The sequence below is a fragment of the Candidatus Williamhamiltonella defendens genome, from assembly GCF_900699045.1.
Taxonomy (GTDB): domain Bacteria; phylum Pseudomonadota; class Gammaproteobacteria; order Enterobacterales; family Enterobacteriaceae; genus Hamiltonella; species Hamiltonella defensa_A.
Map to the genome: position 1 here is coordinate 1 of NZ_CAADHL010000001.1, position 14183 is coordinate 14183.

At 34.8% G+C, this 14183-nt stretch carries 9 protein-coding genes and 2 pseudogenes; 4 read left to right on the plus strand and 7 right to left on the minus strand.

What is annotated here, in order from left to right:
• Window positions 1-249: 249 nt before the first annotated feature.
• A complete protein-coding gene (grpE, locus tag CICURV3402_RS00005) occupies window positions 250-906 on the minus strand; it encodes a nucleotide exchange factor GrpE (protein ID WP_158379354.1) in 657 nt (218 codons plus the stop codon).
• Between the two features lie 132 nt (window positions 907-1038).
• Here grpE and nadK point away from each other — a divergent pair, with 132 nt between their 5' ends.
• Entirely contained in the window at window positions 1039-1956 is a 918-nt protein-coding gene (nadK, locus tag CICURV3402_RS00010) for an NAD(+) kinase (protein ID WP_158379355.1), read from the plus strand.
• A 242-nt stretch (window positions 1957-2198) separates the two neighbouring features.
• Here the strand turns inward: nadK and dolP are convergent, their stop codons facing one another.
• The gene (gene dolP / locus CICURV3402_RS00015) at window positions 2199-2771 is read right to left on the minus strand and encodes a division/outer membrane stress-associated lipid-binding lipoprotein (RefSeq protein ID WP_158379356.1); all 573 of its coding nucleotides are present in this window, start codon (window positions 2769-2771) and stop codon (window positions 2199-2201) included.
• Window positions 2768-3384, minus strand: a pseudogene (locus tag CICURV3402_RS00020) (SIS domain-containing protein). Before CICURV3402_RS00020 ends, dolP begins: the two are co-directional and overlap by 4 nt.
• Window positions 3385-4449: 1065 nt before the next feature.
• Between CICURV3402_RS00020 and ispB the strand changes: the two are divergent.
• Entirely contained in the window at window positions 4450-5421 is a 972-nt protein-coding gene (gene ispB / locus CICURV3402_RS00025; protein ID WP_158379357.1) for an octaprenyl diphosphate synthase, read from the plus strand.
• A 104-nt stretch (window positions 5422-5525) separates the two neighbouring features.
• On the opposite strand, the gene CICURV3402_RS06245 is transcribed toward ispB, so the two are convergent.
• Window positions 5526-5735 carry a hypothetical protein gene (locus CICURV3402_RS06245; RefSeq protein WP_235667562.1) on the minus strand — a complete coding sequence of 70 codons (210 nt, stop codon included), beginning with the start codon at window positions 5733-5735 and terminating at the stop codon, window positions 5526-5528.
• A gap of 527 nt (window positions 5736-6262) precedes the next feature.
• On the opposite strand from CICURV3402_RS06245, the gene CICURV3402_RS06250 reads away from it, so the two are divergent.
• A complete protein-coding gene (locus CICURV3402_RS06250) occupies window positions 6263-6397 on the plus strand; it encodes a helix-turn-helix domain-containing protein (RefSeq protein WP_320410055.1) in 135 nt (44 codons plus the stop codon).
• A gap of 897 nt (window positions 6398-7294) precedes the next feature.
• Here CICURV3402_RS06250 and CICURV3402_RS00035 read toward each other — a convergent pair.
• The 3 genes and pseudogenes from CICURV3402_RS00035 to sohB all read right to left on the minus strand — a co-directional run bounded on the left by CICURV3402_RS00035 (window position 7295) and on the right by sohB (window position 12166).
• Window positions 7295-8269 (minus strand): annotated as a pseudogene (locus CICURV3402_RS00035) (LysR substrate-binding domain-containing protein).
• An 89-nt stretch (window positions 8270-8358) separates the two neighbouring features.
• A complete protein-coding gene (gene topA / locus CICURV3402_RS00040) occupies window positions 8359-10980 on the minus strand; it encodes a type I DNA topoisomerase (protein ID WP_158379358.1) in 2622 nt (873 codons plus the stop codon).
• Between the two features lie 139 nt (window positions 10981-11119).
• Window positions 11120-12166, minus strand: coding sequence for a protease SohB (gene sohB / locus CICURV3402_RS00045; protein ID WP_158379359.1), 1047 nt, complete (start codon window positions 12164-12166; stop codon window positions 11120-11122).
• Between the two features lie 1239 nt (window positions 12167-13405).
• Between sohB and artP the strand changes: the two genes are divergently transcribed.
• Window positions 13406-14134, plus strand: coding sequence for an arginine ABC transporter ATP-binding protein ArtP (artP, locus tag CICURV3402_RS00050; RefSeq protein WP_158379360.1), 729 nt, complete (start codon window positions 13406-13408; stop codon window positions 14132-14134).
• Window positions 14135-14183 lie beyond the last annotated feature (49 nt).

The window sequence follows — 14183 nt, forward strand, 5'->3', positions numbered from 1 at the left end:
ATTATTCACTCTCACGTCAGTGCACACACACATTATCTGATAAATTTTTAAAGAGCTTCTTCCTAATCCTAATATGACCGCGCATTCTACGTACTTATTCTATCCAGTCAACTCCTTTAGTCCATTTATTTAATTCCAATCAACATCTATATGTTAATTCATTATATTTAGCGTCTCGTATATTTTGAGGGTTATAGTTAATTCTGAAATTCTACAGAAAATCGAGTCAACTGTTGCTAAATAAATTAATTAGGCTTGAGAAATTACATTTTCTGATGTTTTTTTTGATGATACCTTAACCATAACTGGGCGCAATAATCGACCATTTAAAGTATAACCTTTACAGACGATAGAAGTAATATGATTAGGTTCATGCATATCTGATTCAACAACTCCCACGGCTTGATGAATATCCGGATTGAAAGGTAGATTGCATTGAGATTCAACCACTTCTATACCGAATTTATTGACAGTATCTAATAACGATTTTAATGTGAGTTTAATGCCTTCAATTATTGGATTTGCTCCCTTCTCAGATTGCTTCACTGTTTCTAAGGCGCGCTCTAGGTTGTCAATTACAGGCAGTAGGTTATAGGCAAATTTTTGAAGAGCAAATTTATGTGCCTTCTCTATATCTCTTTGAGTACTACGGTGAATATTTTGTTCATTCGCTTTATGCCTTAACAAATTTTCATTCTCACGCTTTAATGCATCCGTTAATTGAGATTCTAATTTTAAAATTCGAGCTTTCATTGTAATAATATCGCTACTGTTTTCACTTTCTTTTTTAATAAGATTAGATTCATCATTTTCTACTGATGTTAAAGTTTGTTGATCTATCTGATTTTTTCCTTGTTTTTCTAAATTTATATCAAAACTTTCTTCTTCAGATTGTTTCTCACTCATCTTAATTTTTCTCCTAATTCAATTTAGCATGCATGTTAAAATTTAAGTTTATTATGGGGATCGCTCGCCATGATTCAAGTGAATTAATTATAATCTACAGTAACGATAATATCGTGTGAGACAATGAAACGAATGAATAAAAAATTTAATAGCATAGGTATTCTTGGTCGCCCTAGAGATTCAGAGGCTTTAGCAACTCATCATATGTTATATCACTGGCTAAAATCTGAAAATTACACAGTTATTGTTGAGCGAGAGATTGCAGATGCTCTTTCTCTAAGAGATGTGACGACAGCTAGCCTAAAAGATATTGGTAATCAATCTGATCTCGCCATAGTAGTAGGGGGAGATGGCAATATGCTAGGTGCAGCTAGAATATTAGCGCAATATGATATCAAAGTAATAGGAGTGAACCGAGGCAACCTCGGTTTTTTAACTGATTTAAGCCCAGATAATGTACAAAAAGAACTTTCCGAAGTGTTAAAAGGTGAATATCTCAACGAACGACGTTTTTTATTAGAAACGCAATTAAAGTCTTCTCTAACATTGATTGAGGCAAACAATTATACGAGCTGCCCCGCAACACCTACTTTAACTGGAACTGCAATTAATGAAATGGTATTACATCCAGAGAAAGTCGCGCATATGATTGAATTTGAAGTATGGATTGATGATCGTTTTGCTTTTTCTCAGCGTTCTGATGGATTGATCATTGCTACTCCTACCGGTTCTACGGCTTATTCGCTCTCTGCTGGCGGACCAATTTTAACTCCTACTTTAGAAGCTATTTTGTTAGTACCTATGTTCCCTCATACCCTTTCTACTAGACCTTTGGTAATCAACAGCAACAGTAAAATTTGTTTAAAATTGAAAAAATCAAATCATGATCTAAAAATAAGTTGTGATAGCCAAACAGTTTTATCGATTGGAAATGATCAAGAAGTGGTCATTTATAAGAGCGCTCATCATCTCGATTTAATTCATCCAAAAGATTACATTTATATTAATAGACTCAATACAAAACTTGGATGGTCAAAAAAATTATTTTAAAAATAAAAAGCTATTTAAAACGCATAGATACAGATATGCTTCTGCTTGTTATCTGTGTGCCTAAACAGTTAATTATATTATATAAAGTGAGAGATAAAGTAAGAGGATAACTATGTTGCAAGCAGTGATAACAAAGCTTGTATGGGTAACGTTAAAAACCTTCTTATCTTATATAAGAGTACCTTACAATTAATTAAAAAATTACTTTATTACAAGTGCCATATCTCATATCTATTTAAATCTTATTTAATATAGCTAAATGCAGTAGTAACGTGTTTAACACCACTTACTTTACTAGCTATTTCTGCTGCAGATGCACCTTCTTTTCTTGTCAGTAAGCCCAATAAAAATACCTCTCCATTTTCGGTCACTACCTTTACTTTTGATGATTTCATCGAAAGTATAGATAAAAGCTGAGAACGAACCTTAGTGGTGATCCATATGTCCGATGAAGTGGTTGCTAAATCAACGGGCCACCCCTGGCGAATTTCATTGTATATTTCACTCACTCCTTCTACAGTAGCAACAATCGCTTTTGCACGTTCCGACAGTTCAGAGGACTGTGCTTCGCCAGTTAGCAAAATTTTGCCCTGATAAGCCGTCACCGATATTTTTACTTCTTTTTTTAATTTCGGATATTTATTAATTGCATTAATAACACGTAACTTTAAGGTATTATCGTCGACCTGTGTTCCTATTGTGCGCGGATCCACCGCTGATTTTGTCGCAATAGCAGCAGCCCCGATCAATACGGCACCTACACAACCCTGTAAAATCACGCTACTTAATACGATAGCCGCCAAATTTATTTTCATTTTTTCTTTAATTCATCATCCTGATGAAGCAATACAGTGTGATCAATTAAATCACATAGACAGTTTACAACTACCATATGTACTTACTCAACACTCACACGACAAGCAGAAGGCACTCGAATCTCAACATTATTTTTTCCTAAAAGACCTTTTAGCTCATCTACATCATCACATGTCAATGCAATAATTTCATATTACGAGTGACTGCAGCTTCAACGTCTTTAATGATAGCAAGATAATTACATTACCTCGAGTCGAAATAGAAAAAAGATATCTCCTGATTGACCTAACGCCTGTACTTGCCGCGTATACATTTTACAATGTAAATGAACGTAATTTATCGCGGAAGCAATATGTTGTCTGAACTTAAAGTGATAGCCGGTAAGCTATGGCGTTCTGTTTCGAACCAATCGATCATATTGCTGGCAAAACGATGAGCATTAGCTGAGGATGAACCGTTACCACAGCAAAGAATTTTATGGCCATTCGTTAATACTGGTACAAGGAGAGTTACAGTATAACACAAGGACTGCAATAAGGATTCTGTAGCAGCAATTTTGGTTTGAATACTTTCAGTAAAGTAATGTTTGTTTTTATCCAAAACGTAATACATACACTCTCATAATAAAAATAACTAGTTAAAAGATCGTATTTAACTAAATGCGTTTTGAAACCATGCAAATTGATTACTAGTAATGGAAAAAAGTCAAAACGATAGGATGTATTAAAATGGCTTCCACGTTTTTATAGCCAGATTTCGGCCGTATCACATAAGCATTTTTGCTTTTTATTATTGATGCTGTCGGCCGCACTTCCAAAAAAAATTCTTTTAAATCAAACCTCAACAAAGACCCATTTTTTTGATCACGCATAATAAGATCGATCTCAGCGCTCCAAAGAGTAACATTATCCTCTTTAAAAACAAAACCCGCTTTTCAAGATCACAAAAGGCGATCATTTCATAGAGAAAACCTATTTCTCTTCGACTTAATGTTTTGTCTATTATTTTTGATAATCCTATTTTACTCTTTATATATTAATTAATTCACGAAACTATGTACTGAGTAAAGTGTCGCGTCAAATTTCAATTTGAGATCAGCATCAGGTTTTTAAAAAACTTTACTATTTAGTTTCTGATAATCATTATTCAGTTTCTAAGAATCATATATGCACTATTAATAAGGATTTTCACTCCCGTCCTCTGGCTGACTTTGAGAAGGCGACGTTTTATTGGGCCATAAAGAATTTTTAAGAAAACCATTTACTTTATGCGCGTTATTTGAAGAATGTTGCTTATTTTATCATCACTAATCCAAAAGAAATAATCTTAGTGCTCAAGTGATCCCTTTGAGCGAAATAAAAAGTGACCTTAAAATAGCCTAGAGGTCTTGTTCTGTTTAGTGCGGTTTATTAAATATAATTTTTTCTAGAATGCTAAAGTATCACCTCAATCTTTAAGAGAATTAAGGTTTTTTCTAAATGCGCTAACGTAGGTTTAACTGGCATACTCTCTGCCTTATCAGACTGAGCGACGGACTAGGGTTGTGTGGTCATCAACTGTCTTCTAGGAAGAAGACTTTTAGCATCATTTTCATCAAATTTAGAGTCATTGACTGATTGTTAAGTACAATAACTTGATTTCTCTTTCTAATTTTTAAGAAAAATTTTTAATAAGACAATGAATTTAAAAGAAATTAAAGTATTAACTAAAGAAGACATGGCAGCGTTAAATGTCATTATCATCGATCAGATGCGTTCTGATATACCACTTGTCAAGCAATTAAGCACTTATATTATTAATGGGGGCGGAAAACGTATTCGCCCCATGATTTCAATTTTATCTGCTCGCGCATTAAATTATAAAGGCGATCAACATATTATTGTAGCCGCATTAATAGAATTTATTCATACCGCAACCTTGTTGCACGATGATGTCGTCGATAAATCTGATCTGCGTCGCGGGAAAAAAACAGCAAATACCGTTTTTGGTAATTCTGCAAGTGTCTTGGTTGGAGATTTTATCTATACCCGAGCATTTCAGATGCTGACTGACTTAGGTTCAATGCGCATCCTAAAAGTGATGTCTTCAGCAACTAATGTTATTTCTGAAGGGGAGGTACAGCAATTAATGTATTGTAATAATGTAAACATTACCGAATATGATTATATGCAAGTCATATATAGCAAAACAGCACGTTTGTTTGAAGCCGCCTCACAATCTGCTGCCATCTTAGCAAAAGCAAGCCCTGAACAAGAATCAGCACTACAAAGTTATGGCTGTTATCTTGGAACAACATATCAATTAATCGATGATCTGCTTGATTACAATTCAAAGAGCAATTTTTTTGGCAAAGACATTGGGGATGACCTTGATGAAGGTAAGGCGACTTTACCACTACTACATGCCATGAATCATGGAACAGAAGAACAAAAGCACATAATTTCATTCGCAATTAAACGAGGAAATGCGCGTCAATCGCTTCCTCAAATACTCAAAATTATGAAACAATGTGGATCATTGGGATATACGTTAAATCGAGCAAAAGAAGAAGCGAATAAAGCTATCTCAGCACTACAAATTTTACCTAAAAATTCTTATCGTACAGCGCTAGAGAGCCTTGCTTATTTCGCTGTGAAACGTTCATTTTAATTTTTGCTTCAATATATCTAAAATCAAAACCATCAAAATCGTTGATTAATCTTTACTTAGTCTTTTTATTAATCCTCGAATACCTGCACGAAAAAGAAACACAATCAGTTTTCACGTTCATAATCTGTTGATTGGCGGTACGATTCTATCCAGATAGTAAATAAATCCTGTTGCTTTAAACTATATTTTTCAGGGTTTTCCGTTAACCTTAACTGTTTTAAAATTGGTTTTAGTAAACTATCAATGTAATATTCAAGTGCCTTCCCCTGAACACCTAACCAATATCGATGTTTCCAACCTTGTTGGCGCGCCATTTGATTAATTCCTTGCGTTGAAAACGGAAGCCAGGGGGAATGAATTAATTCCTTAGCTGAAAGCTATTCCTTATCCATAGAATTGTTTATCTCTAATTTCATTTACATATGTATTGATTTATTGAAAACAACAAAAATCATCATTTTATTTTTCAATTCAGATAAATCTCATCGTTTTTTTAATTCATTTAATTTTGAATGAAAATTCAACATTTTGATTTTTAAAAATTTTTTTAAAAATGTATTTTGTATCATTTTCGTTTATTGAATATATTTAATAAAATACAAATTTTAGAAAAACTCAGTAAATTTTTCCTAAAAATAATGATATGATTTTTAATAAGAATCTTTAATTTCACAAAATAACTAATGAAAGCAAGTTAGTTATCATATTAATTAACCAGTATCTTGCAATACAGAAGGATAAACAATGATTTTAAGGAAATCCAATTAGCATTCATTCAATATCATTACAGCATTGCGTAAAAATAAAATCACATTAGCGGCTTTAATCTAGACAATCAGGCTTGGGCTATTCGATTTTAGCTAATATATTAATAAGACCTTTGCCGAAGGGAGAATGTCTGATTGCCGAATGTTTATGGGTCGGTTTATCCATCGGATATATGGTCTACCGTTATTTCTATTCAGAAACAGATTAACTGATTGAAAAATCAGAAAAAATTCAAGGAGAGTTTAGAAGAGGTGGTACACCTTACAGGAATATAAAAAGATTTATTTAGAATATCGTTTTATGAAACCGCTCACAGATATTCCATGTATCTGAGGGATATTAGCCTTCGTCCCATCTATACTTGATATCTTTTAGAGCGGTGCTCATTTATTTTGATTAATTAAAGAGTAGTTGATATCTATGATTTATTTTTAATTTCATAACGCATTTTTAAACTGAAAATAATCCTAAATCTGCATGGCTCGATTCAATTTACAAAATTGACTGCATTTTGATTGATAAAATTTTGCTAAACAATACCATTTTTATCAATTTTAAATTATTTTTAAAAATTTTTATAAAAATATTAACTTCATTCCAGTCAGCATATTCAACTTTTTTACTGGGATCGGTTTCACTCTGCGTTAAGCTCATAATGAGCTGCATCAGCATTTTATCTCGCTAGAGATAATGCGAATAATGTAACACCACGGGAAATACCTTAGATAACAGGAGCTTCCAAGGTGTTTTTAATAGAAATTGACGGACATCACTATTGGTTTAAGGGGAATACTTCTCTGGTTTTCGAGCTAATAAATTCACGAAAAGAGCCGGTGGCATTTGATTTAAAAGTACAATCTATTCGTTTGATGCACTGATCAAGTTGCGGTTACAACGGCAATAATGTACAGATAAACCGATGATCACCTGTTGATAGGATTTCAAGTGTCTATGGCTACAGAAAGGGCCTTGACCTCAGATGTCATCAAACAGGATGATTTATTTGCAATGAAAGAGGCAATTTTACTTTTGCCATTCCCTAGTCGAATAAAGAATTAATGTTTTTGTTTTCATCCTTTTGCTCCTGATTAAGAAGCAGAATTTTTTATAAAACAGGAAGAGTAATATTTTTAAACAGCTCTTTTATTTCTTGATAGGAGTGCAAGTAACACGCTTTATCTACAAGTGTTCGAGTGAGATGGTGGGCGAAACACTTTTCAAAATCATACATGTAACCACGTAAAAAGTATAGCAATGAAAACCAATATGAGTAATACTGCCATCAAAAATAGTACGAGCGTCAATACAAATTGACTCACTGTCTTGTATAGGATCCATCGCAATATTAGCAATCATGTCTACCTCTAGGCCCAAACGTACATAAGTTTTTATAACATCTGAATCTGTGACTGTAAAAGCAATATTCGGTGTTAAATCGGATGCACAAAACGCTTTATCTAAAGTTGTTCGTCTTGTAAAACCAAAGGTATAAGGTCACGATTGGATGGGCCGCTACTTCTTGAATGTCAAAAGAAGTTCGGTGGGATAAGGGATAATCAGACTTAATAATGATAAGCCACCTCCAGCGATATCTGGGCAACATCACCGCGTCACTATATAAATCTTCATTTTCAGTGGTAATTGACAAATCCACTTTACCTTTTGACAAAGCGTCCTCTATCTGAATTAGCGAACCTTGATGTATATAGTCAGGACACCTGAGGATAATTTTTAATAAACTCATTGATTAATTTAAATAATGTGTATCTGGCCTGAGTATGAGTAGTTGTGATACATAATACTCCTTGATCTAACGATTTATATTTTATTGCTACAGCTTTTGATAAAACTCACTTTCGCTAATATTTCTTGAGCCATCACCATAATTTTTCCCGGACACGGTGATCTCTGTCAAATGTTTTCCATTGCGTGTAAAAATTTATATTCCAAGTTCTTCTTCTAACATTTTAATCGGTTTACTGATTCCTGGTTGAGAGATATGGAAACCTGCTTTAGTAGCAGATAAATTAAGATGATAGTGAACAATTTCAACAATATAACGAAGTTCCTGTAATTTCATCTTTAAAATGTTTTTTATAAATCACAGAGATGTTCTGATTGAGCCAAATCTTTTATTTTTGCCTTTTTGCATTACATTCATCAATCTATTTACGACTTTACAAGAGGTCTTTTGTTACCTTCAACCCATTGCCCATCAATGTAAAATGCACACCAACCTGTTGCTTTTCCTAATTTTTCAGAAGAAATATACTGCTCCTTTGTTTTACGACTAAAACGGATGAATGTTGTATTCCCCTCTGTATCTTTTAGGGGCGCCTCGGCGAGATAATGCCATTTTTCTGGAAGCCTATCTTTAAAACGCTTTAATTCTTCCACTCTGGGAGCTCTGGTTTCACGTGATCGAGGAAAGGTGTTAGCCGCAAGAAACAAACCTGCCACTCCATCACGCAACACAAAATAAGCATCCGATTCTTCACAGAGTACTTCAGGTAAAGGCACGGGATTTTCTTTTGGGGGAGCCACTTCTCCATTACGCAAAATCTTACGAGTGTTTTTACATTCTTCATTCGTACATCCCATATATTTACCAAAACGCCCTACTTTTAAATGCATTTCATAAGCACATTTATCACATTCTACGATCGGGCCTTCATACCCTTTAATACGAAACTCCCCCTGCTCCATTTGATGTCCATCACAGATAGGGTTGTTACCACAAATATGTAATTTCCTCTCTGTATCAAGTAGATAACTGTCCATCGCAGTTTTGCATTTTTCACACCTGCGTCGCAAACGTAATGCATTTGTCTCTGCTTCATCTCCATCAAGAAGATTTAAAATTTCATTTTCTGGAATCAAATTAAGCGTCGTTTTACAACGTTCTTTTGGAGATAATGCGTAACTCGAGCAACCCAAGAAAACACCCGTGCTAGCTGTACGTATCCCCATTTTTTTGCCGCAAGCAGGGCAATTAATATCCATTATCACCATTGAATTTGGACGCATTCCTCCTTCTGAGGGATCTTTTTCAGCGATATTCAGTTGCGCGATAAATTCACTGAAAAATTCATCCAGCACCTTTTTCCATTCTGCTTGATGTTGAGCAATTTGATCTAATGCATTTTCCATACGGGCGGTGAAATCATAATTCATCAATTCCCGAAAATTTTTTTCTAAGCGATTTGTGACGATCTCGCCCATCTTTTCTGCATAGAAACGACGATTTTCAATGCGGACATAGCCTCGCTCCTGCACAGTGGAAATAATACTAGCATAAGTGGAAGGGCGTCCTATGCTGCGTTTTTCTAACTCCTTAACCAAAGAAGCTTCACTATAGCGGCCAGGCGGCTTGGTAAAATGTTGACTAGGAATTAATTTTTCTAAATACATAGAAGTCCCGACGGCTATGATTGGAAAAGTCTTTTCTTCTTCTGCTTTGCGCAAAGCCGGCATCACTTTAGTCCAGCCATCAAACCGCAATGTCCGTCCTTTAGCCCGTAATTGATAGTTTTTTGCCTCTACGATCAAAGTGGTCACATCGTATTGAGCCGGGGTCATTTGGCAGGCTACAAACTGACGCCATATCAGCTGATACAGCTTTCTCGCATCTGGTTCTATGTCTTCTAACTGTTCTGAGAACACGTTAACATTCGAGGGTCTGATAGCTTCGTGCGCTTCTTGGGCATTTTTTTTATTGCCATATTCATAAGCGGGTGAAATTAAATAATGATTGCCAAAATGCTTCTGAATATAATTCCTCACCATGCTTAATGAGTCCTGGCTGAGATGTGTGGAATCAGTACGCATATAAGTGATCTGACCTGCTTCATATAAACTTTGCGCCATCAACATGGTTTTTTTAACGCTAAACCCTAATCGAGTGCTTGCTGCTTGTTGTAACGTGGAGGTAATAAAAGGCGCGCCCGCTTTACTGCTGGTCGGTTTGTCTTTTCGGTCTAAAACAACATATTGTGCATCTTCAAGATCTTTAAGCGCAGCATAAGTTTGCTCTCGATTCACAGGTTTAAAAGGCTCACCTTCAAAATGGCTGACTATCATGTGAATCATGATTTTTTGTTGTGTCAACAGATTTGCCTCTAAATGCCAATATTCTTGAGGCACAAAAGCTTTGATTTCTCTTTCTCTTTCTACGACGAGGCGGACAGCAACAGATTGCACTCGCCCTGCGGATAACCCTCTGGCGATTTTTTTCCACAAAAGTGGAGATACCATATAACCCACAACCCGATCCATAAATCGCCGAGCCTGTTGAGCATGAATACGACTCATATTTAATTCGCCTGGCTTTTTAAAAGCCTGTTGAATCGCATTGTGGGTGATTTCATTAAAAATCACCCGACTGAAACGCTGGGGATCACTACCAATGACTTCACGTAAATGCCACGCAATCGCTTCCCCTTCACGATCTAAGTCTGTCGCCAAATAGATATGATCTGCCTTTTCTGCTAATGCTTTCAATTCGGAAACCACTTTTTCTTTACCAGATAAAATTTCATATTGCGCCTTCCAGCCATGATAGGGATCAATCCCCATACGTTTAATCAGGCTACTTTGATGATCTTGCAATATCTTTTTTTCAGTTTTTTGTTTTTTTATGACTGCTGAAGCATTTTTTTTATTATTAGAGCCACTTTTTGGTAAATCTCGGATATGCCCTACACTCGATTTCACCACATAATGACTGCCTAAATATTTATTAATTGTTTTGGCTTTAGCCGGAGACTCAACTATCACGAGCGATTTACCCATAATTTTTTATTACCTGAATTAAAATTTTTTAAAAAAGGGCAAAATTGATTCCATGCCATAAATTCAAAAAAAGAAAGATTGATTCATCTTTTCTTGAGTCCAAATATATTGATTATTTATAAGCGTCACCAGATTATTTTTAGAGGAATGGTTTTTCTCCTCTCCGCCACCAGAGCAATAATAAACGATCCGCACTTTTTACCATACTGCCTGTTAAGCGCTCTATTAGGCTTTTATGAGTTTGATACGATACACGGATGATTTGATGGTTTTCCATTTTTGAAATCAACCAATCATCACTCGTACCTATACTGTCTACCAGACCTTTCTCTTTGGCTTTAACGCCAAACCAATGCTCACCGGTTGACACGGTGTTGATATCAATCTGAGGGCGTTTTTCCTGTACAAACTGCTTAAACAAAAGATGGGTTTCATTTAATTCTTCACAAAACTTTTCACGACCTTGCTCTGTATTTTCTCCAAATACGGTTAATGTTCTCTTAAACTCACCTGCCGTATGCAATTCAACATCAATATTATTTTTTTGTAAAAAACGATGAAAGTTAGGAATTTGTGCTACGACGCCAATCGAACCTATGATGGCAAAAGGTGCAGACAAAATATGATCTCCGACACAAGCCATCATATAACCTCCACTAGCCGCAATTTTATCAACGGAGACCACTAAAGAAACACCAGCTTGACGAAAACGCGCTAATTGTGATGCGGCCAAGCCATAGCCATGAACAACTCCCCCGGGAGTTTCTAAACGAAGAAAAACACTGTCTTCTGTCCTTATCACACTCAATATAGCGGAGACCTCTTCTCTTAAGGAACTGACCTGATGGGCGTCTATGCTGCCGTTGAAATCAATAACGTAAACACAAGGTTTCTGTGAATGGTGTTCGCCCGATGTCATCTTTTGCTTTTTAAATTTTGCTTTAAGCTTTTTTTGTTTTTTTTTCGTCTGATGAAAAATTTTTTGTTCTGCTTCACACATTTTAAATAAACGAATTTGTTCTTCTATCTCTTTATATTCTTTCCCTAAATTAAAAAATTTTAGTTCACCAGTTTTCTCTGATTTACGTTGTCGTATATGGATTATGAGTACAGCAAATACCGCAAAGGCACCTAATATAGTAATCATTTTTGCTAAAAACAGGCCATACAAAGAAAGTAATTCCACAAATTTTATCCTTATTAAAAACATGATAACGGACGGCTTGCGTAACCCTGCTGCAAGTTTTTCAGAAAGTAGATTTCATAAAATCTGGTCACTCTAGCATCTGCAACAGTTTACGCAAAGGGCGTCTAAAGGCATCTAGTTTTGTCTATGTACCAGAATCTATAATTTCTTATTTTTATGATTTTTTATATTGCTCTTGATATTGATGCATGAATTGATATGCATTTTGAATTGATTTATGTCATATTTTCAAAATTATTATCATATTGTTCTTTGACCTTTGCCAAAAGGGGCCATAGTCCATACTGCATAAATTTAAATAACAGTATTTTTTATTTGGATTCCTCATGGATATTTCCTTCAAAATGATACGTTAAAAATATTTGTTCTTCTTCACTGTGAAACTGATATTATAGAAAATGCGACGCTAAATCCTACATGGGATCATTTATGCCGGAATATTCTCAATCAATTAAATAGATTTTATCTCCACTTTTAACAATATTTTCTGCAACTAAATCAGTATGAAAAGGGCGTCTATCGTTATTCAACCTATCTAAAATTTTTATTGTTTTATAAAAAATTAACCAGCATTTTATTATGATAAATACCATCATGGTGATGTTTAAATTTTAAAATATGTTGATATTTTATATTCAGAAAAGCATTAAATTCATTACAAAATTTAATTTTTAATTGATGCAGTTGACGAAAACAAAGAATGATATTTTCAATATTATTTTTCTTACATGGCACGGGATGAATGTTTCTGAATTAGGAATGTATTGAATTATTTTTATTTTACTTACTAGTATCAAAATAAATTGTTTCTAGATTAATACCTATTTTAAAAACTAATCCGATGTTATTTTTTCATTATGACGATTAATAAAATTCTCAGTAGCAACACCAGGTACACGAAGCACTAATTTCATTTTTTTCATTAATATGAGGTAATTTTTATTTGTTATACCTCCGATAGCGGTAATCTTTATGTTTTCATCTGTATTGAAATTCAGTTCTTTAATTCAAAAGATTTCCATAATTTGATTATTCATTTTTTATTTATATCCATATTTCAGTGTACTAAATCTGAACGGTTTTTATGCGCTGGATACCATGTGATGACGTTGGTAAAGAAACATCTCAAAAATAATAAAATTTTGCCAATAAATATTGCATCCACATTCTATGAAAGCTACTCTCTGGCGCACTTAACATTTCACTAAAATTAGGTCAATGAGCATTCAACTAAATGGCATTAACTGTTATTACGGTTCACAACAAGCACTTTGTAATATCAAATTATATTGTCCTGAAGGGGAGACATTAGTCTTACTTGGGCCCAGCGGTGCAGGCAAAAGCTCTTTATTGCGAGTATTAAATTTGCTTGAAATGCCGGGTTCCGGAATCTTGCAGATTGCAGGGCATTATTTCGATTTCAATGAAAATTTATCAGAAAATATTATTCGTGAATTACGAATAAACGTGGGTATGGTATTTCAGCAATATCATCTTTGGCCACATTTATCGGTGATGCAAAATTTAATAGAAGCACCTTGTTGGTTACTGAGGCTTTCTAAACAGGAAGCGCGTTTTAGGGCTGAAAAGTTGCTGGCTCGTTTACGTTTGCAGAATTTTTCAAATCGTTATCCTTTGCATCTGTCTGGAGGGCAACAGCAGCGAGTTGCTATTGCACGAGCACTTATGATGGAACCTAAGGTCTTATTATTTGACGAGCCCACAGCGGCCTTAGATCCTGAAATTACGGCCCAAGTGGTGGACATTATTCGAGAACTTTCTGAAACAGGTATTACACAAGTGATAGTAACACATGAACTTGAGTTTGCCCGTAAAACAGCAACTCGACTTATTTACATGGAAAATGGAAAAATAATAGAGGAGGGGGATGGCAATCTCTTTAAACACCCCAAAACAAAAGCCTTTGCCCATTATTTATCACATTAGGCGGGAGTTTATTTCTTCAAGTCTATTTTTAAAAATCTACAACATGAAT